We start from the raw sequence: 24,232 nt of genomic DNA, 5'->3' as shown, positions 1-24,232 counted from the left end.
TGAGGCCTTCGCCCGGATCGACACAGAGGAGATCGACCCCATTCTCAGCATCACAACGAAAGCCGCCTGATCATGCCCTCAGGCCATCCGGGAAATTACACCAGCTTGACGGACGTGACCCCCTCCCGCCGCGCATGGCCGGATCACGTCGCATCCGAGGGCCTTCGCCCGCTCCCGCGCCTCGGCATGGCGTCCAGGTAACTTCCCCCTGCCACAGCATTTCCCGGCTTCCGTCTGCCGCGACCAGCTCGACGCAAAGGGGCTTGCCGGGGACGAACCCGACGCGGGCCGGTCCGGAATGCTTGTTCTCGTCTGGAACATGCTGGGCGGCACTGGGGGCGGGAAAAGCGTCGGCAGCGACGAAGCTTTTAGGAGCACCAGCTTTCTCTGAGTTGGTCATGACTGCCCCCTTCCAGCTCAGCAGGAATGACCTCGGGACACAGGACGTGGCGGCCATGATGGCCGGGGAAGGCGCCGCCAGGCCCTTCCGTCACGGTCTCGATAGGCACGCCCTGACCCGGCTTCGACTTCAGGGGCTTCGTCTTTGGGCGGCTTCCCACGCCAGGGCGAAAGATGGGAACAGCCAGCCGGCGCGGCGGCTGACGGAACCCGGTGTGCGAAGAACGCTCACTCCTACGGCGTATTGACCCAAGGCGGGCAGAAGTTCGAACAATCGGCAGGTTCAACGCATTCCGAGCACCGCGCCACTACTCAGCCACGATTCCTTCCATTTGCGGCCGCTTTCATCCACCATCGGATGCAACGGTTTTGTGACGTGGTGCTGAAAGTTTCGTGACAACCATCCGGGTCCGACGACGCGGACACCGACGAGGAACCGCCTGCATGTTCCATTCCCCGATCGTCCAGGCATGGCCGATCTCGTCACGCCGCGCGTTGCGCATCATGCTCTATTCCCACGACACGTTGGGCTACGGTCATCTGCGCCGCAATCTGCTGCTGGCGGCAGCCCTCTCCGAGATCGAGCCGCAGCCGGAGATCCTCCTGGTCGGGGGCATGCGTGAGGCGGGCAGCTTCGCGATGCCGACGGGCGTCGACTGCCTGACCTTGCCTGCCTATGCCAAGCAGGGCGACGGGAGCTACCGGCCGCGCGACCTGGGACGCGACCTTGCACGGCTCGCGGCGCTCCGGTCGCGAACGATCCGCAGCGCCGCAGAGGGCTTCGATCCCGACCTCGTGATTGTCGACAACGTGCCGCGCGGCGCGCAGTACGAACTCGACGCCACGTTGAAGGCCCTGCGCGCCCAGGGCCGCGCCCGTATCGTGCTCGGCCTGCGCGACGTCATCGACGAGAGCGCCGCGGTTCGCCGCCAATGGCTGCGCCAGCGCGGGTTCGAAGCGGTGCGGCGGTTCTACGACGACGTCTGGATCTACGGCGATCCGGAAGTTTACGACATCTTGTCAGATTGCGGAATGGGCGCCGGCCTCGGCGCGGCCGCGCGGCATGTCGGCTATCTCGACCCGACGGGCCGGCGCGACGCCGCGCAGGCCGGGGCCGACCGCATGTCGGTGCTGGCGGCTGATCCAAGGCCCTAGGTCTTCTGCGCGGTGGGGGGCGGGCGCGATGGGCTCGCGCTCTGCGAGGCCTTCGCGCGGGCGCCGCTGCCAGAGGGTCATCGCGGCGTGCTGGTGACCGGCACGCAGATGCCGCCCGAGCAGAAGGACGCCGTCGTAGCCTTGGCTCGGAGGCGTCACGACCTCACCGTCCTGCCCTTCCTGCGCGAGCCGATCGGCGTGATGGCGGGCGCCGTACGCCTGATCGGCATGGGCGGCTACAACACGACGATGGAGATGCTGGCGCTGGCGCCGCCCGCGCTGATCGTGCCGCGCTGCGCCCCGCGCCGCGAGCAGGTCATGCGCACCGAGAGGCTGGCCGCGCGCGGTCTCGTCTCGATGCTGCTGCCGGGCGATCTGACGCCGGACACCCTAGGCGCCTGGATGGCCACCCCTGTCCCACGCGCCGGGCACGCCCCGGACATGGACGGACTCGCCCGCGTGCAGCGGATGGTCGCCGCCATGTGCCAGACGCCCGAAACCTCAACCTGCGCCGCGTGATGGAAACGAACATGCCGCCCCTTTTCTCACCAGTCGGTCCCGTCGGCTACGTGCTCAAGCGGTATCCCCGCTTCTCCGAGACCTTCGTCGTCTCGGAGATCCTGGCCCACGAGGCCGCGGGCCAGAAGCTGGAAATCTTCGCCCTGCGCGACGTCGAGGAGACGCATTTCCAGGACATGCTCGGCCGTGTCCGGGCACCCGTGATGCGCCTCAAGGATCGCTTCTCTGGCTGCGAGGGTCTATGGCAGCGCCTCGACGCCGCCCGCCGCGAGCTGCCCGGGGCCTGGGCCGTGCTGGAGCGGATCGACGGCATCGCCGACGGGCGCGACGTGGCGCAGGCGCTGGAACTTGCGGTGATGGTACGCCGCAGAGGCCTCGTGCATCTGCATGCCCATTTCGGGACGGTGGCGACCTCGGTGGCGCGGCTCGCCGCCGCCATGGCCGGCATCGGCTACAGCTTCACCGCGCATGCCAAGGACATCTACCACGACTACGACGCGCCCCAGCAGCTCGACCTCAAGCTGCGCGACGCGGATGTCTGCGTGACGGTCTCGGATTACAACCTCGCCCACCTGCGCGAGACGTTCGGCCCGGACCCGCGACTTGCGCGCGTCTACAACGGGCTCGATCTCGCGCGCTTCGCCCATGCCGCACCCGATCCGCAAGCGCGCGAGATCCTGGCTGTCGGCCGCCTGGTCGAGAAGAAGGGCTTCCACATCCTGATCGAGGCACTACGCCTGATGGCCGAGGCCGGCCACGCGCCCGTCTGCCGTATCGTCGGCCACGGCGAAGAGCAGGGCGACCTCGCCCGTCAGATCGCCGACAGCGGCCTGTCTGGGCAGGTGCGCCTGGAGGGTCCGCGTCCACAGGACGAGGTGATCGCGCTGATGCGCAGGGCGGCCGTGATGGCCTGCCCCTGCATTGTGGGCTCCGACGGCAACCGCGACGGGTTGCCCACGGTCCTGCTGGAGGCGATGGCGATCGGCCTGCCGGTCGTCTCGACAGATGTGGTCGGCATTCCGGAACTGGTGCGCGACGGCGAGACGGGCCTTCTGGTGCCCGAGGCCGATCCGGAGGCGCTGGCCGCCGCGCTGACGCGGCTGGTCGCTGACGTCACGCAGCGCCGCGACCTTTCCGTCCGTGCCCGGGCGCTGATCGAGGCGCAGTTCGACGTGGCCGCCGCCGCCTCCGCGCTGCGCGGGCACTGGGCGGAAGCGATCCAGCGCCGGGCGGGCCGGCAGGAGGCCGCTTGATGCACCTGGCATACGTCTCGACCGACCCAGGCATCCCCGTCTGGGGCACCAAGGGCGCGTCCGTTCACGTCCAGGAGATGCTGCGCGCACTCGCCCGCCGCGGGCTGCGGATCACCGTCCTGTCGCCGCGGCTCGAGGGGACGCCGCCGCCCGACCTCGTCCACGTCGATGCCGTCGCGTTACCCGCTGCACCGAAGGGCACTCCCGAGGATCGCGCGCGCCGCCTCCTGGCAGCGAACGCCGACGTTGAGGACGCGCTCGCCGCGCTCGCCCCCGATCTCGTCTACGAGCGCCATGCGCTCTATGCCCACGCCGCCATGGAATGGGCAGAGGCGCGGGGGGTGCCCTCGGTGCTCGAGATCAATGCGCCGCTCCTCGACGAGCAGGCTGCGCACCGAACCCTGGTCCTGCGGGAGGAGGCCGGGGCCTCCGTCGCCCGAGCGATGCGGGCCGCCCGGCTCGTCTCGGCCGTCTCGGAGCCAGTCGCCGCCCATGCCCGCGCAATGGGTGCATGCGCGGCGATGGTCGTGCCGAACGCAGTCGATCCCGCTCGCTTCCCCGCACCCGCGCCCCTGGCCGCCCGACCTTTTACCGTGGGCTTCCTCGGCTCGCTCAAGCCCTGGCACGGACTGTCCCTGCTCGTCGCCGCCTTCGCACGGTTGCGTGCGGTCCGCCCCGAGGCGCGGCTGCTGATCGTGGGGGACGGGCCGGAGCGCCCGGCCGTCGAGGCCCTGCTGGCCGAACTGTGCTGCGCGGAGGCTGCGACACTGACCGGGATGCTGGCCGCCCGCGAGGTGCCTGCCGCGCTAGCCCAAATGGATGTCGGATGCGCGCCCTACGGCGCGTCGGACGCGTTCTACTTCTCGCCACTAAAGATCTACGAATACATGGCTGCGGGCCTGCCGGTCGTCACCACGCGCGTGGGGCACCTGCCTGACATCGTCGCCCACGATCGCACGGGCCTGATCGTCCCGCCCGGCGACCCGGATGCGCTGGCCGGTGCGCTGCGCCGGCTGGCGGATGCGCCCGACCGCGGCCGCGCTCTCGGCGCGGCTGGGCGCGACCACGTCCTGCGGCATCACACCTGGGACGGGGTGGCCGCTCGCGTGCTCGCACGTGTCGCGCCCGCACGCTCCGCCGCATGAGCCGGCCCGACCACCTGTCCGAGACCCTGCCGGGTCTAGGCCGCGTCCTGCGCCGGCTGGCCCCCTATCTGCGCGGCCACCGGCTGGTGCTCACGGGGGCAGTGCTGGCGCTTATCCTCTCGACGCTGGCCAAGCTGGCCGAGCCATGGGCGCTGAAGTTCGTCATCGACACGGTCGTCCCGTCGGCCTCTGGCGATCCCGCGCTCGCGGGATGGGAGCCGATGACAGTGCTGACGCTGTGCGCGGTCGGGCTGCTGGCAGCGGTGATGCTGCGGGCGATGTTCGAGTTCCTTGCAACGATGGGCTTTGCCCTTGTGGGCAACCGCGTGCTGACGCGGGTGCGCGCGGACCTCTTCCGCCATCTCCAGTCGCTGTCGCTCGGCTTCCACACCCGGTCCCGGGCAGGCGACCTGACGATGCGGCTCGTGGGCGATGTCGGCATGCTGAAGGAGGTGATGGTGACCGCGGCCATGCCCCTGGCGGCGAACGTCCTGATATTCGCGGGGATGGTCGGCGTGATGGTCTGGCTGGACTGGCGGCTCGCGCTCGTGGCGCTGGCGCCGCTGCCGGTCCTGGTGCTGGTCTCGCGCCTGATGACGGGCCGCATCCGCGAGGTAAGCCGGACGCAGCGCAAGCGTCAGGGGCACCTCGCCTCGACCTCGACCGAGACCCTGGCGGGAATCCGGTCGATTCAGGCCCTCGGACTGGAGGCGCGCGCGGCCCAGGCTTTCGGAGGCGCCAACGACGGCGACATGAAGGCAGGCATCCGCGGGGCCCGATTGGCCGCAAGCCTAGAGCGCTCGGTCGACGTGCTGGCGGGGCTCGGCCTTGCTGCGATCCTGTTCTTCGGTACGAGGCAGGTCCTGGCGGGCCGCATCACGCCGGGCGATCTGCTGATCTTCGTCACCTATCTCAAGCACACCTTCCGCCCGGTGCGTGCCTACGCGAAATACGCAGCGCGCCTCGCCAAGGCGCTCGCAGCCGGCGAGCGGGTCGTCGCGCTCCTCGACGAGGAGGACGCCGTACGCGACCGGCCCTGGCTCCCGCCCGCTCCCGCGCTGACGGGTTCGCTGGCCTTCGAGGGGGTCTCTTTCGCTCATCCAGGCGGCGCGCCGGTGCTGCACCGGCTGGATCTGCGTCTGGCGGCGGGCAAGCGGGTCGCTCTCGTCGGCCCGTCCGGTGGGGGTAAGTCGACGCTCGCAGGTCTCGTCCTGCGCCTTTATGATCCAGGCGCGGGTCGAGTGACGGCCGACGGCATCGACCTGCGCCACATGACGCTCGCATCGCTGCGCGCGCAGGTCTCGCTCGTCCCGCAGGAGCCCCTCATCGTCTCGGGAACGGTGCGCGAGAACCTGACGCTGGGCCTCGCGCATGAGGTCTCGGACGCGGAGATCAGGGCTGCCGCCCGTGCTGCGGCGGCGCACGACTTCATCGCCGCGATGCCTGGCGGCTACGACGCCGAGGTGGCCGAGCGCGGCGGCTCGCTCTCGGCTGGACAGCGCCAGCGCCTGAGCCTCGCGCGCGCGCTGCTGCGCCGAGCGCCCATCCTCGTGCTCGACGAGCCGACGACCGGCCTCGACGAGAAGTCCGCGGCTATGGTCGCAGAGGCCATTGGCGCAGTTTCGGAAGGGAGGACAACGCTTCTCATAACCCATGACCTCGCTCTCGCGGCGGCCTGCGACCGGGTCGTGGTGCTTGACGGCGGCAGGATCGTCGAGGCGGGGCGGCCCGCGCGTCTCCTCCAGGCGGGCGGCTGGTTCGCCGCCGCCCATGCCCGCCAGCGCGGCGAACGGCCCCATGCTCTCGCCTGCTGACGAGGCCCTCGCAGCGCGCGACCCGGCGCTTCCCGGCCTGTCAGGGGTGCTTGACGCGCCCGCGCTGGCGGGGCGCGCAGGGTTGGGGCGGATGCGGATGTCCTATCTGCTCTACAAGCCCTCCACGAGTTGCGTCGCGGGCCTCGTGCCGGAAGATGGAAGCCCGGCTGTCTGGGTCGCCGCGACCTATCGCGCCGAGCGCTATGCAGAACTGCGCCTGCGCTCCGAATGGGCGAAGCGCGCCGTCTTCCTGGACGGTGAGTGCTCGGTTCTGCTGCCGCTGCCCCTGATCCGCCCCGAGGGCGCGCGGGCTCTGGCTTGGCCGGGCGCCCGATCCGGACTCCTGGCCGAGCTGGGACTTTCCGCCTGCGACATGCGCCTGCTGCGCTTCAAGCCCGGACGACGCGTGGTTCTGCGCGCCGATGGCCCGGAGGGGCCGCGCGCGGTCGTGAAGTTCCATCACGGCGCCGCCGCCTTTGAGCGCGCCCGCGCGGGCGCGGTGCATTGCGAGGCCGCGGGCGGGGCGCGCCTGCTGAGCGCCTGCCCCGCCCGGCACGCGGTGGTCGTCGGCTGGACGCCCGGCACGACTTTAGAGGCAGACGCTCCGCTCGATGCCTTCGTCTGCGCGGGGCGCGCCCTAGCCCGGGCCCATAGGGTCTCGCCGCGCAGCCTACCGCGCTGCGCCCCAGCCGATCCGCAGATGCTTGGCGATGCGATCGGCCTTCTGCTGCCGGGCCTGCGGCAACGCGCATCCGTCGCCGTCGCGCGTCTGCCTGCGATCGAGATGAGGAGCGAGATCGTGATCCACGGCGACTTCTCGGTCGACCAGGTGGTGCTCGACGGGAGAGAGGCGGCCCTCGTGGACTGGGACCGGGTAGCGGTCGGGCCCCCCGCACGCGATCTGGGCAGCGCCCTTGCGGCGCTCGACCGCGATGCGGTGCGCGGCGCCGATGGCACGGATGCACGCGGCGAGGCGCTCGTCGCGGGGTATCGCGCCGCAGGCGGCCAGGCCGAGGACGCCGAGATCGCCGCGCATCGCGCCGTCGCCCTGCTGGCGTTGACGACCGAAGGATTCCGGGCGCGTCGTCCCGACTGGGACCACGAGGCGGAAGAGGTGCTGATCCGGGTCGAGGCGCTGCTGGACACACCTCCCGCCCGCGTGACGGCGAACCTTGCGGGGGCCCTGAAGCGGAATGCCGGTCCACCCGGCCGTCCGGCAGGCCCCGGCGATCCCGTCCTGTTGCGGCTCAAGCCGGGACGCCGGGCGCTGATCCGCCATGACGGCCCGAATGGGGCCACGCTCGGAAAGCTGCGCGCCAAGGGGCCCGATCGGACCGCGCCGCGCGTGCAAGCGGGAATGCGCGCCGCGGGGCTCGATGGACGCGAGGGCGTGGCCGTTCCGCCCGTGCTGGGCACGCGGGACGTTCCGCCCGTCTGGTTCCAGGCCGAGGTGCCCGGAACGCCGCTCGGGGCACTGATCGGCGGCGCGAAGGCCGCGGACGCCATGCGTCGAACCGGACGTGCCCTCGCCGTGCTGCACGCGACCGCGCCCCAGTCTGACCGGCGCTGGACGCTGGACGATGAACTGGCCGTGCTGCGCCGTGCCGTAGCCGACGGACCGCACGGCGATCTGGCAGACTGCGCGGCCGAATGCCTCTCGTCGCTCCCGCCCGCCCCGGAGGTTGGGCTCCACCGCGACTTCTACTTCGACCAGGTCATCGTCGACGACGTGATGCTTTGGCTCGTCGACCTCGACCTGCACGCCCGGGGCGATGCGGCAGTCGATATCGGCAACTTCCTCGCGCACCTGACAGAGTTGGGGCTGAGGCATGCCGCCGAACCGGCGCTCTATCGGGATCTCTCAGCGGCCTTTCTCGAGGGCTACGTCCAATGCAATGCCCTACCCTGCGAGGGCAGGATAGACGCGCTCCATTGGGTTTCTCTCGCCCGGCACGTCTCGATCGCCCGGCGCTTCGCAGAGCGCCGCGGCACGATTCCGGTGATCGCCGAACTTTGCCGGACGCAGCTTGCACGCAACATGTATACGCGCCGACGGGCGGTGGTTTGATCCAATACGACCTTGTTGCACGAAGCGTGCCCGGGATTCATATCGCGAGTCGAGCAGCATGGCTGGACGTCATGTCCAAGCCTGCGCCCACCCGCTACCGCACCCTGAACTGGTCTGCCTACAACGCATCGCTGCGTGAGCGTGGATCGCTGACCGTCTGTTTCGATCCCTCGACGCCTTGGCACGCGGCGTCATCGGGCAAGCGTGGCTGCCGCGGCGCCATCGCAAACCGGGGTGCGGGCGCGATCATCGCGCCCCGGCGCAACACCAAGCCGTGGAAGAAGGACGCCCTGGGGCGGCGGGCCGGAACGAGGCGCTACGTGCCATCAGGCGTCTCGGCCGGACCATCTGGCGAAGGTGGACCGGCTACCACCGAAGAAGCCGCGCCGAAACCATGATGAACGGCATGAAGCTGCTCGGGCAGAAGATCATGGCCGTTCGGCATCGGCCTCGGACTGATGGCGGCTCGATGCCTCACCTTCGATCGCCAGACCGCAGAGATCCAAGTCCGCATCGCCATCCTTCGCCGGTTCACCGCCCTCGGCATTCCCTCACGCTACCCGTCGGCTGACCCCCGCGGGAAAAAGGGGGAAGCACGGCCTTCACGCGTTCCGTGCAAAAGAGCCGGTCTACCCCCTCAAGATCAGACTGAACGGCGAGCCTCATCGGCAGGTTCACGCAGAACGTTCGGGGCCTCTTCCCCGGGCGCAATTCGTGCGCCCTTGCCGAGCGCGGTGGAACGCGTCCGACGACTGCGAACTCACTGTCGCCGTCCTTTCCGGGCGATCTCGTCTTATAACACCGTCCCGCAATGGCCCCGGGCTCGGGGCGCGGCCTCCGCAGGCCAGCTCCGTCGCTTTTAGCGCGGGCGGATGCGGCGAAGGGTGACCTGACGGGACCGACAGCTCTCCACGCTCCGCAAGCGCAATCCGGCCTCCTCAAGGAAGCAGCAGTCGCGCCGGTCCCGGAGACCTTCGGCTCACCCGGCGGAGTCCTCGACCCGCCGGGTGAGCGGTGCTGCCGTCAGACCGGCACCTTCCGCACCACGCTCCGTCCGATGGCGATCACGACCAGCACGGTCAGCGCCCAGAAGAACCAGGTGATCGGCCCGCGCAGCAGGATCGACGGGTCCGACCCGGACATCAGCATCGACTGGCGGAAGCTGTCCTCCAGCAGCGGGCCCAGGATGAAGGCGATCAGGAACGGCGCGGGCGGGATGCGAGCACGCAGCATGACGTAGCCGACCCAGCCCATGGCGAACATGACGCCCACATCGAAGACGTTGTTGTTCACCGCGAACACGCCATAGACGCAGAGCACCAGCACCGTCGGCATCAGGATGCGTTTCGGGATGTCCGCGACGAAGCGGAAGCCCCGGATCGCGACGCTGCCGACGATGAACAGGAAGACAGACGACACGATCAGCCCGATGAACAGCCCGTAGATGATGTCCACGTTCAGGACGAACATCATCGGGCCGGGCTGCAGCCCATGGATCATGAAGGCGCCGATGATGATCGCCGTGATGACGTCGCCGGGCACGCCCAGCGCCAGCAGCGGGATCAGCGTCGCGCCGGCGACGCCGTTGTTGCCCGCCTCGGCGGCGGCGACGCCCTCGATCTCGCCCTTGCCGAAATTTGCCTTGTTCGGAGACCGGCGGCGCGCCTCGGAATAGCTCAGGAAGGCCGAGGGCGCGGCCCCGATTCCGGGGATGGAGCCGAGAAACACGCCGATCATCGAGCCCCGGATGATGGATCTGAACGACTTGCGGTAGTCGGCGAATGTCACCTTCGCCCCGCCCAGCGCGCGGGTCCGGCCAAGATGCGCGGTCGGGTTGCGGGCCATCATGATCACCTCGGGGATCGCGAAGAGACCGATCAGCACCGCGATGAAGTTGAGCCCGCCCATCAGGTTCGGGTCGCCGAAGGTGAAGCGGTTGGTCCCGTAGACGAGGTCCAGCCCCACCGTGGCGAGCAGCAGGCCCAGCAAGGCCGAGAGCGCGCCGCGCAGCAGGCTTTCGCCCGAAACGCCGGCGATGATCGTCAGCGAGAACAGGATCAGCGCGAAGAATTCCGGCGGCCCGAAGTTCAGCGCGAAGCTGGCCAGCCAGCCCGCGAAGAGGATCAGCGCGAGGTTCGACACGAGATCCGCCGTGCAACTCGCCCAGAGCGCCATGCCCAGCGCCCGGCCCGCCTCGCCCCGTTCCGCCATCGGATGGCCGTCGAGGATGGTGGCCGAGGAGGCGGGGGTGCCCGGCGTCTTGATCAGGATCGCGGGGATCGAGCCGCCGAAGATGCCGCCCTTGTAGACGCCCAGCAGCAGCAGGATGCCGGTGACCGGCTGCATCGCGAAGGTGAAGGGCAGCGCCAGCGCCACCGCCATCGTCGCCGACAGGCCCGGGATCGCGCCGCCGATGACGCCGATCACGATGCCGACGAACAGCGCGGCGAAGGCCTCGATATTCGCGACGAGGCTCAGCCCCGCCATCAGGCTGTCCCAGAGACTCATGCGCGGTCCTTCATGGCAGTCGAATCACCTCGCCCTGCGGCACCGCGACCCCGGCGACATGGGCGAAGAAGGCGTAAAGCACCAGCGGCACCAGCACGGCGCAGATCGCGGCGGCGACGGGGTGGCGGGTGCGGTAAAGAAAGGCGGTCGCCGCGAAGGCCAGCATCGTCACGAGCGGCATGCCGAGCCAGGGCAGCAGCAGCATCACCGCCACCATGATCCCGGCCAGCGCAACAAGCCGAAGGGGGGCGCCGGGGGCGGCCGCGTCCTCGTCCTCCAGTTCGGCGGTCTCGTGCCGGCCGGTCAGGACCAGAAGGACGCCGACGAGCGCCGTCATGCCGGTCAGCACATAGGGCCAGAACACCGGCGAGAGCACGATGTTGCGCACGTTCGACGGGGACGAGACGAAGCTCGGGATCGCGACAAGCGCGAGGAACGCCGCGATGAGGAGCGCGGCGATGCCGAGCCGGACCTGGAGCGTGCGGAGGGTCATGGGCGGTCTGTGCTTCCGTGGGACCCGTCATCCCCGGGCCTGATCCGCGGATCTCCAGCAGGCGGAGGCGCTTGGGTCAAGTCCGGGGGTGCGGGGCGGCGTATCAGAAAAGGCGTGGTGCGACGGCCGAGGGCCTCGCAGGGCCGGGCGCCGGATCAAGCAGGTCGGGACGGTGCCCGGCCCGGCTCGCGCCGGGCCGTTCGGCCGGGAAAAGGTCCACCGGACCTTTTCCTCTCCGGCCTCACCCTTCGATCCGCATGCCAAGCTCGTCGACGAGGGTGCGGAAGGTCTCGTATTGCGTGTTGATGAACTCCCGCGCCTCCTCCGGCGACATCACGTCGATGATCGAGCCGAGCGACTCCATCTGGTTCACGAACTTTTCGTCCGTCGCCGCCTGGGTCATCCACTCGCCCCACTTCGCCGCGACCTCGTCGGGCAGGTCCTTCGGCCCCGCGATCCCGGTCCAGCCGACCAGCTGCTCCAGCTCCGGATGGCCCAGCTCGGCGGCGGTCGGCGCGTCGAAGCCCACGACCGGTTCGGCCGTGGTGACCATCAGCGGCGTCATCTGCCCGTTGGCCACGAAGCCCGCCAGCGCCGAGGTGTTGGTGCAGAGGAAATCTGCCGTCCCGTTCAGAACCGCCGTCGCCGCCGCGCCGCCGCCCTGCTGCGGGATGTGGGTCGCCGCGTTCGCCGCATCCTCCAGCCCGAAGGCGTCCAGCACCATCGCGCCGCCCAGATGCAGGGCCGACCCCACGCCGGAGGACGAATAGCTGACGCCCTCGCCCTTCGCCTTCTCCATCAGGTCGTCCATCGTCTTGATGTCCGAATTCGCCGCGACCGCGCAGGCGAAGGGGTTGATCTCGTAGACCGTCACATAGCGGAAGTCGTCCAGCGTATAGGGCAGCGTCGCCTTCATCGCCGGGTTCACTGAGTGGGAGCCGACGCGGGTGAACAGCATCGTGTAGCCGTCGGGATTGGCGTTCATCGCCGCGACCGAGCCGGTGGCCCCGCCCGCGCCCGTCACGTTCGCCATGATCAGCGGCCTCCCGACCGCCTCGCCCAGCGCCTCGGCGATGGTCCGCGCCGAGATGTCGGTCGCGCCGCCGGCGCCGTAGGGAATGATCATGTTGATCGGGCGTTCGGGATATTCGGCCAGCGCGGCCCCTGCCGTCAGCGCAAGCCCCACCGTCAGCGTGCTCAGAACTTTCATCTTGTCTTTCCTCCCCTGAAGGCCGTTGCCAGCCGCTCGTCGGAAGCCTAGTCGTAAGAAAATCTTAAGAGAAGCAAGATTGGCTTACATTTTTCGAAAATTTCTCTTTCGATCGCCCGCATGACGATCCGCCTGCTGCGCACCTTGGTCGCCGTTGCCGAGACGAAGACCTTCAGCGCCGCCGCCGCGCGCGTCCATGTCACCCATGCCGCCGTCAGCCAGCAGATGCAGGCGCTGGAGGCCGATCTGGGCATCGAGCTCTTCGACCGCTCGCGCCGCACGCCCGAGCTCACGCGCCTCGGCCACGAGATCGTCCAGAAGGCGCGCATTCTCATCCGCGACTACGACGACCTCGTGCCCTCGGTGCTGGGCCAGGGCGGCCTGTCCGGCGAGATCGCCTTCGGCGCGCTGCCGACCTCGCTGACCGGGCTCACCCCGCGGTCGATGGCGCGCTTCAAGGCGCGCTGGCCCGATATCGGGTTGCATATCCGCCCCGGCCTGACCTTCCCGCTGATCAGCGAGGTCGAGCGGGGCGCGCTCGACGCCGCCATCGTCACCCGGCCGCACGCGATGCCGAAGGGTCTCGCCTGGCGCGAACTGGCGGAGGAGCCGCTCCACCTCATCGTCTCGCAGGACACCGAGGGCGACGACGCCCTCCGCCTGCTGACGACGCGGCCCTTCATCCGCTTCACCCGCGCGGCCGTGGTCGGGACGCTGATCGACAACTGGCTCACCGGCGCGGGGCTGCAGGTCCAGGAGGCGATGGAGCTGGGCTCGCTCGAGGCCATCGCCTCCATGGTCCATGCCGATCTCGGCGTCTCCATCGTCCCGCGCCGCGTCGTCGAGGCGTGGGAGCAGGCGCCGGTCCGCGCCCTCTCCCTGGGCCCGAGCGCGCCCAGCCGCGCCATCGGCCTGATCGCGCGCGAGGACACGCCCCGCCCCCGCGTCGTCGACGAGCTGGAGACCGCCTTCCGCGAGGTCATCGCCGCCGAGGGCCGGAAATGACCGCCGAATCCGTGCTGTTCCTCGCCCTGGGCGCGGCGGCGGGGGGCTTCATAAACGGGCTGGCGGGGACGGGCACGGCGCTCTTCGCGCTGGGCTTCTACCTGCTGGTGCTCGACCCGCTGCGCGCGGTCGCCATCGTCGCGACGATGTCGGTACTGACGGGGCTGCAGGGGCTCTGGGTGGTGCGCCATGCGATCTCGCAGCAGGTGCCGCGGCTGATGCGCTTCCTGCTGCCGGGGGTGATCGGCGTGCCGCTCGGCGTGATGCTGCTGGCCTCGATCGACGCGCGCACGCTGCGCTTCGTGATCGCGGCGCTGCTGATCGTCTACGGCGTCTATTTCGGCTTCCGCGCCGCCCTGCCCGCCTTCGCGCGCCGCACCCCGGTCTGGGACGGGGTCATCGGCTTCGTCGGCGGGGTGATGGGCGGCGCGGCCTCGGTCTCGGGCGCGATCCCGGCCATGTGGGTGTCGCTGCGCCCCTGGCCCAAGGCCGAGACGCGGGCCGTGCTGCAACCCTACAACGTGGTCCTGCTCGGCCTGACGGCCGCGCTGCTGGCCTGGCGCGGCGCCTTCGACGCGACGGCCCTGACCGCGCTGGCGATCACCGTCCCGGTGGGGATCGCGGTGGCGCAGATCGGCATCTTCACCTTCCGCCGCCTGACGGACACGGGCTTCCGCCGCCTGCTGATCCTGCTCTGCCTCGCGATGGGCGTCGGAATACTGGGACAGGAGGTTCTATGATCGACCGCATTCAGGTTCACGTCTTCCGCGCCCCCACCCCGGCGCCCGTCGCCACCTCCTTCGGGGTCATGCGCGACCGCCCGGCGGTCTTCGTCAAGCTGACCGCGCGGGACGGCGCCTGGGGCTGGGGCGAGATCTTCGCCAACTGGCCCGCCGCCGGGGCGGAGCATCGGGCCCGGCTGCTCATCGAGGACATGGCCGATCTGGTGCTGGGCCAGCCCGAGGACGGCCTTCTCGCGCGCCTCACCGACGCCACCCGCATCCGGGCCCTGCAATGCGGAGAGCCGGGGCCCTTCGCGCAGGTCATCGCCGGGCTCGACACGGCCTGCGCCGATATGGCGGCGCGGCGCGCGGGCCTGCCGCTGGCGCGGCATCTCTCGCCCGAGGCGGCCCTTCGCGTCCCCGTCTATGCCAGCGGCATCGCCGTCGCGACGGCCGCCGAGGCACTGCCCCGGGTCCGCGCCCGTGGCATCCACGCGGCCAAGGTCAAGGTCGGGTTCGACGCCGACGCCGACCTGCGCCACCTCGAGGCCGCCGCCGACTTCATGTCCGACGGCCGCCTCATGGCGGACGCCAACCAGGCCTGGGACCTGCCCGCCGCGCGCGCCTTTCTCGACCGCGCCGATACGCTCGGCCTCGTCTGGCTGGAGGAGCCGTTGCCCGCCTTCGCCCCCGCCGCCGACTGGGCCAGCCTCGCCGGCGCCGCCACGCCGCTGGCGGCGGGCGAGAACGTCGCGGGCTTCGAGGCCTTCGACACGCTCATCGCGTCCCGCACGGTGACGTTCCTCCAGCCCGACGTTGCCAAATGGGGCGGCGTCACCGGGAACCTCGCCGTCGCCCGGGCCGCGCTCGCGGTGGGCCGCGTCTACTGCCCGCATTTCCTCGGCGGCGGGATCGGCCTGCACGCCTCGGCCCACCTGCTGGCGGCGGCGGGCGGGCCGGGTCTGCTGGAACTCGACGCCAACGAGAACCCGCTGCGCGACGCCTTCGGAACGCCGCTCGACGGGGGGGACTGGATGCTCGGCACTGCCCCCGGCCTCGGGATCGAGACCCTCCCGCCGGAGATCGCCCGCTACGAGACGCTTGCCCTCGATACGCACCTCTGACCGGGGCGAGGGGGCCTCGGGCGCTCAGATCACCTCGTCCGACCGGTCGTCGCTTTCCCCGTAGCGCTTCAGCACGGCGGGCTTCGTTCCCGCATAGGCCGCCTGCACGGCGCCCGATTCGGCAATCCGGGCGTTCTCGCGTTCGAACAGGCAGTCGCCGTTGAGGTCGGAGGCGACGATGAACGGCCCCATCTTGCGGCAGCGGATCACCCACATCGCCTGGGCAAGGCCCAGCTCGCGGTTCCAGTGAACCGCCTCGACCTTCTCGACGCCCCGGCCCAACAGCGCGCCAGTGCCATAGCCCACGGTAGAGAGGTAGATCGCACCGTTCGGGACGAAGTAGGACTTGTAGTCCTTCGACGTCATGCCCCCCTTGCCGACGATCAGCTTGGCGCCGGACTTCTCCATCCATTCGGGCAGCCACTTGGCGAAGCGGAAGGACGCCGTGGCCGTCACCGCCCCCATGTCGAAGGAGCCGTCGGCGTTGATCCGCGCGGCGGGCGAGCAATGGAAGTTCGCGGCGGATTCGGCGGGCAGCTCCATCGGGATGTTCGCCCGTTCTTCCAGCGCGCGCATGTAGACGCCTTCGCGCGCCGTATACATCAGCCCGTCGAGATAGACGACATCGCCCAGCCTGAGCTCGGCGATGGCCTCGGCGGTGGGGGTGGTGGACAGGCGGATCTCGCGGACGCTCATGTCGGGGCCTCCTCGGACAGGGTGGCAAGGACGCGGTCGGTATCCGCGCCGAATTCCGGGACGGGCGCCAGGCGCTCCGGCCCCCAGGGCGCGTCGAAGGGCAGCGCGGGGGCGCGGACGGTGATGCCCAGCTGCGGGACCGGCAAGGGCTTCCAAGTCGCACTGCCCGCCATCTGCGGATGCGCCAGCGCCTCGGCCAGGGTGCGGACGCGGGCGGCGGGGACATGGGCGGCGGACAGGACCTCCTCCCAGTGATCGGCGGATCTCGTGCGGAAGATCGCCGCCAGCTCCGCGGCCACGTCCGCCGCCTCCGGCAGGTCCGGCCGGCCCAGCGCCTCGCAGAGCCGCGCGGCCTGCGCCGGGCTGTTGGCCGTGACGACCAGCGCGCCCTCGGCGGTCTCGAACCGGCCCGAATAGGGCGTGTCGGCGAAGGCGCGGTTGCCCTCCAGCCCGCGCAGCTTGCCGGTCGTCTCGTGATGGATGGCGTAGGGCCCCATGAAGGCCGTCATCGCGTCCAGCATCGAGACCGACAGGCGCTGCGCCTCCCCGGGCCTCCGCGCCCGCTGCAGCAGCGCGCCGAGCAGCGCCTGCACCAGCGCCTGACCGGCCACGTAGTCGACGATGGGCAGGCCGACGCGCATCGGCCCGCCGCCCGGCTCGCCGGTCATCGCCATCAGTCCGCTGATCCCCTGCAGGATGTGGTCGTAGGCAGGCCGGCCCGAAAGCGGACCCTCCTGCCCATAGCCCGAGAGGCTGGCGAAGATCACGTCGTGGCGCCGCCCCCGGATCGCCTCGAACCCGACGCCCAGCCGATCGACGACGCCGGGACGGAAGTTCTCGACCACGATGTCGGCGGTCTCGGCAAGGTCGAGGAACCGGGCTCGGCCCGCATCGTCCTTGAGGTCCAGTACGACGGACCTCTTGCCGCTGTTCTGGCTCAGGAACGACGCCCCGAGCCCGGCCGCGCGCATCTCGTCGGTCCCGCCGTGGCGGCGTACGAAGTCGCCGCCGCCGGGCCGCTCCACCCGGATCACCTCGGCCCCCATCAGGGCCAGTTGCCCCGTCGCGTAGGGACCGGCCAGCACATGTGTCAGGTCGAGGACGCGCACGCCCGAAAGCGGCCCGCCGCTCACTCCGCCGCCTCGACCATGGGCGCCCACTCCACGCCCTCGCGGCGCATGTAGGGGGTGAACCAGTCCGGGTCTGTGCGGTGCTCCACCCGCCCGTCGGGCCAGATGCGCGCGACGGCGCGGCGCGAGCTGAGGCAGAAGGCATGGACCGACATCGGCAACCCGCCAGTGTGGCAATAGCCGACCTCGATGTTGCACTGCACGACCATGTTCTTGCCGACGAAACCCATCGCGCCCATGCCGATGGAATTGCCCAAGCTTTTGAACTCCGCCTCCAGCTCCGCGATGCGCGGGTCGGGGTTCTTGGAGCCGACGGTGCGCAGGACCGAGGCGCGCTTGCCCAGCGTCATGCAGATGTCCTTGGACCCGCCCAGCCCGATCCCGATGATCGCCGGCTGGCAGGCGAGGCCGCGCTTGCCGAAGGCCATCAGGCTGTCGAGATAGAAGCGCTTGATCCCCTGGATGCCGTCCGAGGGGAACAGCATCCGGTAGTCGGTGCCGAACAGCCCGCCCTTGTGAACGGTGATGAGGTCGATCCAGTCGCCCTCGGGCTCGAAGGCATACTCGATCTCGGGCGCGCCGATTCCGCAATTGTTGTCGTGGTCCGTGCGCCAGAGCGGGTGGACCCGGTTCGGCCGCAGCGGCACGCCGTTCGTCGCCTTCGCTGTGGCGCGGCGCAACGCATCCTCCAGCGCGCACATGCCGCCTTCGACCCGCGCCTCGTTGCCCAGCTTCACGAACCAGCGTGGCACGCCGGTATCGCCGCACATGGCGCGCCGGTCCTCCTTTGCCGCCTCGTAGTTCTCCAGCATGGCCTTCAGGACGAAGGACGACAGGTCGCCGTCCTCGTCGTTCGCCGCCTGTTGCAGCCCGTCGAGATAGTCCTGCGGGATCTCGATGGCGGCCTTGTTCATCAGCGTCTCGGCGGTGGATTCGAGCAGGGCGAGGGGGGTCTCGGTCATGTCGAGTACCTTCCAATTTCAGCCAACTGATCATCCCACCACACGACGGCTTCTCCGTAGATATCTCGGAGGTCATCACCAGTTCGATAGGGGCCTTTGTTCCCTCGGTAGAGGTCACCTTCTAAATTCATCAGATCAAGGTTTTCATCAGCCATGACACCAAGCGATACAGTGTCGAGAATAAGTGCATCGATCTCATAGTGCTTCAGCGACTTGTCTCTTTCGGGAACAATGAAATTCCAGAAAATCGCGTTCTTCGCTCTATCTCTCTGCCACGATTCGAACAATTGGCGGTTTCGATCAGCGACAAAACTATCTCGCTTCGAATCTTCATGCAGTAGGACATGACCGACGGCACGAAGCAGGGCTAGTCCGCCCACCCACTTTACGCGCCAACGCCGCGCATCATCTTCTTGTTCTTCTAGCATTACTTCAGCAACACGGCAGTCGTCTAAAACATCTCGACTTCGAAGACTAATCATTCCGCCGCCACCAGCGTCTCGGGCTCCCCCTCGGGCAGCACCGTCTCGCCGGGGCGCACGATGGTGAAGCGCACCGGCTCGGTCCCGACCTCCACCGTCTCGCCCTCCAGCCGGGCGACGGTGAAGCTGCTCTCCTCCAGCGGCCCCGTCTCGGGGAAATCCTCGCGGAAATGCGCGCCGCGCGAATCCTCGCGCGTGATCCCGGCCTTCGCGATCACCTCGGAGACGTCGCAGAGCGAGCGCAGGTTCAGCCAGTCGTGCCAGGTCAGGTTGAAGGCCAGATCGCCATCGACCTCCCCGCCCGCCACGCCGGTCTCCATCAACTCGCCCGCGACCTCGGCGATGCCGGTCAGGCCCCTGCGCATCCCGGTCTCGGTCCGCATCACGCCGACCTCCTCCCACATCACCTCCTGCAGCTTCTGGCGCAGCGGCAGGACGTGGCCGGGCTTCAGGCCCAGCGGATGAGTCGCGCGGGCCAGTTCCGCGGCCAGCACCTCCTCGTCGGGCTCCCGCAGGGTCATGGCCCGCACGTCCCGCCCCATCGTGTCGCCCGCGATGCCGCCATAGACGGTCGAGTTCGCCACGCCGTTGCCGCCCAGCCGGTTCGAGCCGTGGGCGCCGCCCGCATCCTCCCCGGCGACGTAGAGCCCCTCCATCGCCGTCCGCGTGTTCACGTCGACCACGACACCGCCCATGAAGTAATGCGCGGTCGGCACGACCTCGACCTTCCCCCCGGCCAGGTCGAAGCCGCAATCGGCGCAGCGCTTGACCATGCCCTTGAACTTCCTGGCCACGAAATCGGGGCCCAGATGGGACATCGAGATGAACACCCCCTCCTGATCCGGGTGGTTGTTCTTGCGCATCTCGGCATAGATCCCGCGGCTGACCACGTCGCGCGTCGCCCGTTCTCCCTTCGCGTCGTAGTCGAACATGAAGCGCTGGCCCGCGTGGTTGATGAGCTGGCCGCCCGCGCCGCGAAGCCCTTCCTCCAGCACGGTGCCGGTCATCCGGGTGTGGTCGCCGGCCAGCAGTCCCGTGGGATGGAACTGCACCATCTCCATGTCGCGCAGCGTCAGCCCCGCACGCAGGGCCATCGCCAGCCCGTCCATCGTCTTGTCACCCGAAGGCGTGTGGTACTTGTACATCGTCGGGCCGCCGCCGGTCGCCATCAGCACCGTCTTGGCGCGCACCAGCCGGAAGCGCCCGGTCCGCATGTCGATCATCAGCACGCCAGCCAGGGCGCTGCGGTCCTTCGTCGGGATCAGGCCGACGGCGCGATGCTCCTGCATCTTCTCGACGCCGCTCGCCAGCACCTTCTCCATCAGCCGGTTGATGATCTCGATACCGGTCAGGTCGCCCTTGTGGACGGTGCGGTCGGCGGTCTGCCCGGCGAACGCCTTCTGATGCAGCGTGCCGTCCGGGTTGCGGTCGAAGAAGCAGCCGACCTCGTTCTCCAGTTCGCGGACGCGGACCACCGCCTGTTCGCACAGCCGCCAGGCCATGTCCTGGTTCGGCAGCCACTTGCCGCCGACGATCGTGTCCATGAAATGCCGCTCGACGCTGTCGCCGCCGCCCAGCGCGACGTTGTAGCCGCCCTGCACCATCCGCGTGCAGCCGCATTTCCCGATCAGCCCCTTCACCGCGATCGTCACCTTCGCCTCGGGCGCGGTCTGCCGGGCGTGCAAAGCGGCGAAGAGCCCGGCACCACCGGTGCCGAGGATCAGGATGTCGGTGTCATGCCGCTCGATCTGCATCAGATGGCCCTCATCAGGAACAGGACGGCGATCAGGAAGGACAAGGCCGCGGCTGCGGCGGCCAAGGTCTTCTGCGGCGCCGACCACGGCAGCCATTCCAGCGCCAGCAGGCGCAGGCCGCCGAACATGTGGACGGCGAGGCCGAAGACCAGCCCGAACTCCGCCGCCTTGACGATCCCCGCCTCGGTGAAGGCGAGCCAGCCGTCGAGCCGCCCGGGATCGGAGGCCGCCATCGCCAGCACCCAGAAATGCACCGGCAGGAACAGCGCCAGGAACAGCCCCGACAGCCGGTGGACGATATGGGCCAGCCAGAGCGGATGCGCCCGGTTGCGATAACCCGCCATCGTCATGGCGCTACCCCGAAGGTCACGGCCCAGACGGCGGTGGCGCCCAGCCAGAAGAGGCCCAGCCCCACGACCCACATCAGCCCGTCCAGCGCCCGCCCCGACAGCCCGCCCCATTCATGGGCGATGGCGCGCAGGCCGATGGCCGCGTGGACGGACACGGCCAGCGTGAACAGCCCGTAGAAGGCGAACCACAGGAACGATCCCTGCGTCCGCCCGAGGATCTCGGCAGCGCTCAGGCCCCCCTGGATCGCATAGATCATCACGGCGAGATGCCCCAGCACGAAGGGCGCCATCAGGATCGCGCTGATCCGCTGCGCCATGTAGAGCCTCAGCCCGATCATCGCCGCGCCCCGTCCCTGCCGGATCGGCCCCTTCCTGTGGCCGGAAATACTCCGGGGGTCCGGGGGCTGGCCCCCGGCACCGCCCGCGCCCCGCGCGCCGACGACTGAGGCAGATCGGTCCCGTTCATCTCTTCCCCCTCAGCGCGTGCTTCATCGTCTCGCGCTTCAGCCCGGCGATGGCCGACATCGGGTCCAGCTCGTTCGGGCAATAGGCCGTGCAGGAGCCCATGGAATGGCAGTTGTGGCACCCGCCCGACCCCGACACCGCGTCGAGGATCGCGACGCGCCCCGCGTCCTTTGCATCGTTGAGCAGCGTCCAGGCCCGCAGAAGCGGCGCGGGGCCAAGATAGTCCGGATTGCCCGCCACCGTGTCGCAGGCAGCATAGCAGACCGAGCAGTTGATGCACTCGATCCCGCTATTGGCCTCGACGCGGGCGGGCGATGTCTCGTCGATGGGTGCGATCTCGTCGTCGCGGGTGCGGGTGCCGTGATGGACGCCCTCGGCCGCGACCCACTTGTCGAAGAACGGGTCCATGTCGACCACCAGGTCGCGGATCACCGGCAGGTTGCGCAGCGGCCCGACCTGCAGCGCGCCGCCCTTCAGCACCTTCGAGACATGGGTCCGGCAGGTCCAGCGCGGCACCCCGTTCACCATCATCGCGCAGGAGCCGCACATCCCCACCCGGCAGGCGAAGCGATAGGCGAGCGATGGGTCGGCGTTCTGCTGCACCCAGGAGACGACGTCGAGCACGGTCTGGCTCTCGTAGGCGGGCACGTCGAAGGACTCGCTGGCAGCGCCGCGGTCGATGGTAAGGCGAATCGTGTCCTGGGGCATGGGCCTCTGTCGGGTTGGAACCGGAACGTGGTTGGACCTCGCCGGCGAATGCGCCTAGCCTAACGAATAGTCCAGCTTTACAAACGCGATAAATTCTTGAGGATTTCGTTAGCTATGCTTTCAGAATGCGCGCCATGACCGACCAGCCCGACCTCCACACCCTGCTCGCGGCGCGCTACGACGATCCGCCCCCCTTGCCCGGGACGCAGCCCGGGGCGTGGCGGGCGATGGCCGCGCGCGGCTCCTGCCGGACCTTCGCGGCGGAGCCGGTGCCGGACGCGCTGCTCGACACGCTCTGCGCCCTCGCGCTGGCCTCCCCGACCAAGAGCGACCTGCAACAGCGCGACATCGTGCTGGTCACGGAGCCGGAGGCGCGGACGGCCCTGGCCGACCTGGTCGCGGGCCAGCCCTGGGTCGCGGGCGCGCCGGTGCTGGCGGTGTTCTGCGGCAACAACCGGCGCCAGCGCCTGCTGCACGACTGGCACGACGTGCCCTTCGCCAACGACCATTTCGACGCGCCGTTCAACGCCGCCGTCGATGCCGGGATCGCGCTCGCCGCCTTCGTCACGGCGGCCGAGGCGGCGGGGCTCGGATGCTGCCCGGTCAGCGCCGTGCGCAACGAGGCGGCGGCGGTGTCGGACCTGCTGGGCCTGCCCGATCATGTCTTCCCCGTCGCCGGGCTCGCCCTCGGCTGGCCGGCGGCCCCGCCGGAGATCGCGATGCGCCTGCCGCTGCGGGCGACGGTGCATCGGAACCGCTACGCGGAACGCGACCTGCGCGCCGATGTCGCAGCCTATGACGCGGCGCGCGCGTCCCGGCAGCCCTACCGGACGCAGCGCTTCGCCGAAAGCTTCGGCGAAAGCCCCGGCTATGGCTGGTCCGAGGACAAGGTCCGGCAGTATTCCCGGCCCGAACGCGCCGATTTCGGCGCCTTCCTGCGCGCGAAGGGCTTCCGCTTCGACTGAGCGGGCCGCCTACCGCGCCGCCACGTCCTCGCCGCCGCGATACCAGCGGCGGATGAGGGCGCGCTCCTCCGGCAGCATCTCGGTCAGGTTGGCGGGCGGCATGGCGTGGCTGATCCCGGCCTGAAGGTAGATCTCCCGCGCCTGCGAAGCGATGTCCGCATCCGTCTCCAGGTGCACGCCCTTCGGCGCCCAGTGCATCCCCTCCCAGACCGGCTCTCGCGCGTGGCACATGGAGCAGCGGCCGCGTACCGCGTTGGCGGCGGCGTCGAAGGCAGGCGAGGCGGCGAAGGTCAGCGCCGCGCCCGAAAGCTCCACCTCCTCCAGCGCCTCGTAATCGCCGTCGAAGGAGGAGGCGGTCGACAGCCATGCCATCAGCACGACCAGCAGGACCGTCGCGCCCCAGGTCCAGACCGGCCCCTCTCCGGTGGCGTGCAGCGTGTTGAAGTAGTGCCGGATCGTGACCCCGGTCAGGAAGACGAGACAGGCGATGATCCAGGCATGCTCGGTCGAGGTCGCCAGCGGGTAATGGTTCGACAGCATCAGGAACAGGACCGGCAGCGTCAGGTAGTTGTTGTGGGTCGAGCGCAGCTTGGCGATCTGCCCATACTTCGCTTCGGGTGTGCGGCCCGCCTTCAGGTCCGCGATCACGATCCGCTGGTTCGGCATGATGACGAAGAAGACGTTCCCGGTCATGATCGTCGCCGTCATCGCCCCCAGATGCAGGAGCGCCGCGCGCCCAGTGAAGATCTGGTCGAGCAGCCAGGAGGCCAGCACGATCCCCGCGAAGAGCACCAGCATCACCGCCGTCGCGTTCCCCTTCAGCGGCGACCGGCAGAGCGCGTCATAGCCGACCCAGCCCACCGCGATGAACCCGGCCGAGATCAGGATGCCCTGCCAGACGGCGAGGTCGGCCTTGGCCGGGTCGATCAGGAACAGCTCCGCCCCCGCCCAGTAGACGATTGCCAGAAGGGCCGCGCCCGAGATCCAGGTCCAGTAGCTCTGCCACTTGTGCCAGGTCAGGTGCTCCGGCAGGCGGTCGGGCGCCACGAGGTATTTCGTCGTATGGTAGAACCCGCCGCCATGCACCTCCCACTCCTCGCCATAGGCGCCCTTGGGCATGCCGGGGGCCTTCCGCAGCCCGAGGTCGAGCGCGATGAAGTAGAAGCTCGCCCCGATCCAGGCGATGGCGGTGATGACGTGCAGCCAGCGGACCGAGAAGGCCAGCCAGTCCCACATCACGGCGAGGTCGAACATTGGCGCGCGCTCCGAGAGGTTTGGCGCAGCATGACGTCCACGCCGCGCCGC

General features: G+C 69.7%; 23 protein-coding genes and 2 pseudogenes. 12 read left to right on the top strand and 13 right to left on the bottom strand.

Going from position 1 to position 24,232, the window contains the following annotated elements:
* Positions 1-368: 368 nt before the first annotated feature.
* A complete protein-coding gene (locus DR046_RS24870) occupies positions 369-509 on the bottom strand; it encodes a hypothetical protein (protein WP_370816265.1) in 141 nt (46 codons plus the stop codon).
* Between the two features lie 334 nt (positions 510-843).
* Between DR046_RS24870 and DR046_RS14365 the strand changes: the two genes are divergently transcribed.
* From DR046_RS14365 to DR046_RS14335, 8 genes and pseudogenes are all read left to right on the top strand, one after another.
* Positions 844-1,554, top strand: a complete 711-nt coding sequence (locus tag DR046_RS14365; RefSeq protein ID WP_115383084.1) for a glycosyltransferase family protein — start codon at positions 844-846, stop codon at positions 1,552-1,554.
* A 12-nt stretch (positions 1,555-1,566) separates the two neighbouring features.
* Positions 1,567-2,073, top strand: a complete 507-nt coding sequence (locus DR046_RS14360; RefSeq protein WP_115383083.1) for a hypothetical protein — start codon at positions 1,567-1,569, stop codon at positions 2,071-2,073.
* A gap of 11 nt (positions 2,074-2,084) precedes the next feature.
* Entirely contained in the window at positions 2,085-3,326 is a 1,242-nt protein-coding gene (locus DR046_RS14355; protein WP_115383093.1) for a glycosyltransferase family 4 protein, read from the top strand.
* Positions 3,326-4,471: a glycosyltransferase family 4 protein gene (locus tag DR046_RS14350; RefSeq protein ID WP_115383082.1), complete on the top strand. Its 1,146-nt coding sequence runs from the start codon at positions 3,326-3,328 to the stop codon at positions 4,469-4,471. The genes DR046_RS14355 and DR046_RS14350 overlap by 1 nt, the downstream gene beginning before the upstream one ends.
* A complete protein-coding gene (locus DR046_RS14345; protein ID WP_115383081.1) occupies positions 4,468-6,285 on the top strand; it encodes an ABC transporter ATP-binding protein in 1,818 nt (605 codons plus the stop codon). The genes DR046_RS14350 and DR046_RS14345 overlap by 4 nt, the downstream gene beginning before the upstream one ends.
* Positions 6,269-8,353 (top strand): phosphotransferase, encoded by a 2,085-nt coding sequence (locus DR046_RS14340; RefSeq protein WP_167767119.1) that lies wholly within the window; start codon positions 6,269-6,271, stop codon positions 8,351-8,353. The genes DR046_RS14345 and DR046_RS14340 overlap by 17 nt, the downstream gene beginning before the upstream one ends.
* A gap of 71 nt (positions 8,354-8,424) precedes the next feature.
* Positions 8,425-8,562 (top strand): annotated as a pseudogene (locus DR046_RS25025) (IS5/IS1182 family transposase); the annotation flags it as partial.
* Positions 8,557-8,904 (top strand): annotated as a pseudogene (locus DR046_RS14335) (hypothetical protein); the annotation flags it as partial. The pseudogenes DR046_RS25025 and DR046_RS14335, both read left to right, overlap by 6 nt.
* Before the next feature lie 472 nt (positions 8,905-9,376).
* On the opposite strand, the gene DR046_RS14330 reads toward DR046_RS14335, so the two are convergent.
* The 3 genes from DR046_RS14330 to DR046_RS14320 form a co-directional block, all read right to left on the bottom strand.
* Positions 9,377-10,861 carry a tripartite tricarboxylate transporter permease gene (locus DR046_RS14330; RefSeq protein WP_115383079.1) on the bottom strand — a complete coding sequence of 495 codons (1,485 nt, stop codon included), beginning with the start codon at positions 10,859-10,861 and terminating at the stop codon, positions 9,377-9,379.
* A 10-nt stretch (positions 10,862-10,871) separates the two neighbouring features.
* The gene (locus DR046_RS14325; protein WP_115383078.1) at positions 10,872-11,354 is read right to left on the bottom strand and encodes a tripartite tricarboxylate transporter TctB family protein; all 483 of its coding nucleotides are present in this window, start codon (positions 11,352-11,354) and stop codon (positions 10,872-10,874) included.
* 241 nt (positions 11,355-11,595) lie between these two features.
* Positions 11,596-12,564, bottom strand: a complete 969-nt coding sequence (locus DR046_RS14320; protein WP_115383077.1) for a tripartite tricarboxylate transporter substrate binding protein — start codon at positions 12,562-12,564, stop codon at positions 11,596-11,598.
* 120 nt (positions 12,565-12,684) lie between these two features.
* Between DR046_RS14320 and DR046_RS14315 the strand changes: the two genes are divergently transcribed.
* The 3 genes from DR046_RS14315 to DR046_RS14305 are packed head-to-tail and all read left to right on the top strand — an operon-like array spanning position 12,685 to position 15,415.
* On the top strand, positions 12,685-13,569 hold the full coding sequence (locus DR046_RS14315; RefSeq protein ID WP_115383076.1) for a LysR family transcriptional regulator: 885 nt from the start codon (positions 12,685-12,687) through the stop codon (positions 13,567-13,569).
* Entirely contained in the window at positions 13,566-14,309 is a 744-nt protein-coding gene (locus DR046_RS14310) for a sulfite exporter TauE/SafE family protein (RefSeq protein ID WP_115383075.1), read from the top strand. The genes DR046_RS14315 and DR046_RS14310 overlap by 4 nt, the downstream gene beginning before the upstream one ends.
* Positions 14,306-15,415 (top strand): mandelate racemase/muconate lactonizing enzyme family protein, encoded by a 1,110-nt coding sequence (locus DR046_RS14305; protein ID WP_115383074.1) that lies wholly within the window; start codon positions 14,306-14,308, stop codon positions 15,413-15,415. Before DR046_RS14310 ends, DR046_RS14305 begins: the two co-directional genes overlap by 4 nt.
* A 24-nt stretch (positions 15,416-15,439) precedes the next feature.
* On the opposite strand, the gene DR046_RS14300 is transcribed toward DR046_RS14305, so the two are convergent.
* The 8 genes from DR046_RS14300 to DR046_RS14270 form a co-directional block, all read right to left on the bottom strand.
* Complete coding sequence (locus tag DR046_RS14300; RefSeq protein ID WP_115383073.1) at positions 15,440-16,111, bottom strand: fumarate hydratase C-terminal domain-containing protein; 672 nt, start codon at positions 16,109-16,111, stop codon at positions 15,440-15,442.
* Positions 16,108-17,220, bottom strand: a complete 1,113-nt coding sequence (locus DR046_RS14295) for a CaiB/BaiF CoA transferase family protein (protein WP_167767118.1) — start codon at positions 17,218-17,220, stop codon at positions 16,108-16,110. Before DR046_RS14295 ends, DR046_RS14300 begins: the two co-directional genes overlap by 4 nt.
* Before the next feature lie 20 nt (positions 17,221-17,240).
* Positions 17,241-18,203: a fumarate hydratase gene (locus DR046_RS14290; protein ID WP_115383071.1), complete on the bottom strand. Its 963-nt coding sequence runs from the start codon at positions 18,201-18,203 to the stop codon at positions 17,241-17,243.
* Positions 18,200-18,631: a hypothetical protein gene (locus DR046_RS23270; RefSeq protein ID WP_135227302.1), complete on the bottom strand. Its 432-nt coding sequence runs from the start codon at positions 18,629-18,631 to the stop codon at positions 18,200-18,202. Before DR046_RS23270 ends, DR046_RS14290 begins: the two co-directional genes overlap by 4 nt.
* Positions 18,632-18,681: 50 nt before the next feature.
* Entirely contained in the window at positions 18,682-20,439 is a 1,758-nt protein-coding gene (locus DR046_RS14285; RefSeq protein WP_115383070.1) for an L-aspartate oxidase, read from the bottom strand.
* Positions 20,439-20,783: a succinate dehydrogenase/fumarate reductase transmembrane subunit gene (locus DR046_RS14280; RefSeq protein ID WP_115383069.1), complete on the bottom strand. Its 345-nt coding sequence runs from the start codon at positions 20,781-20,783 to the stop codon at positions 20,439-20,441. Before DR046_RS14280 ends, DR046_RS14285 begins: the two co-directional genes overlap by 1 nt.
* Positions 20,784-20,785: 2 nt before the next feature.
* Positions 20,786-21,151 (bottom strand): succinate dehydrogenase, encoded by a 366-nt coding sequence (locus tag DR046_RS14275; RefSeq protein ID WP_370816266.1) that lies wholly within the window; start codon positions 21,149-21,151, stop codon positions 20,786-20,788.
* A 100-nt stretch (positions 21,152-21,251) separates the two neighbouring features.
* Entirely contained in the window at positions 21,252-21,962 is a 711-nt protein-coding gene (locus DR046_RS14270) for a succinate dehydrogenase/fumarate reductase iron-sulfur subunit (RefSeq protein ID WP_115383067.1), read from the bottom strand.
* A gap of 134 nt (positions 21,963-22,096) precedes the next feature.
* Here DR046_RS14270 and DR046_RS14265 point away from each other — a divergent pair, with 134 nt between their 5' ends.
* The gene (locus DR046_RS14265; RefSeq protein WP_115383092.1) at positions 22,097-22,927 is read left to right on the top strand and encodes a nitroreductase family protein; all 831 of its coding nucleotides are present in this window, start codon (positions 22,097-22,099) and stop codon (positions 22,925-22,927) included.
* Positions 22,928-22,936: 9 nt separating this feature from the next.
* Here DR046_RS14265 and DR046_RS14260 read toward each other — a convergent pair whose 3' ends face one another.
* Positions 22,937-24,181 carry a urate hydroxylase PuuD gene (locus tag DR046_RS14260; protein ID WP_115383066.1) on the bottom strand — a complete coding sequence of 415 codons (1,245 nt, stop codon included), beginning with the start codon at positions 24,179-24,181 and terminating at the stop codon, positions 22,937-22,939.
* Positions 24,182-24,232 lie beyond the last annotated feature (51 nt).

This window comes from Jannaschia formosa, assembly GCF_003340555.1.
Lineage (GTDB): Bacteria > Pseudomonadota > Alphaproteobacteria > Rhodobacterales > Rhodobacteraceae > Jannaschia > Jannaschia formosa.
Note: the sequence above shows the minus strand (reverse complement) of the source record. Positions and strands in the feature narration are given on the sequence as shown.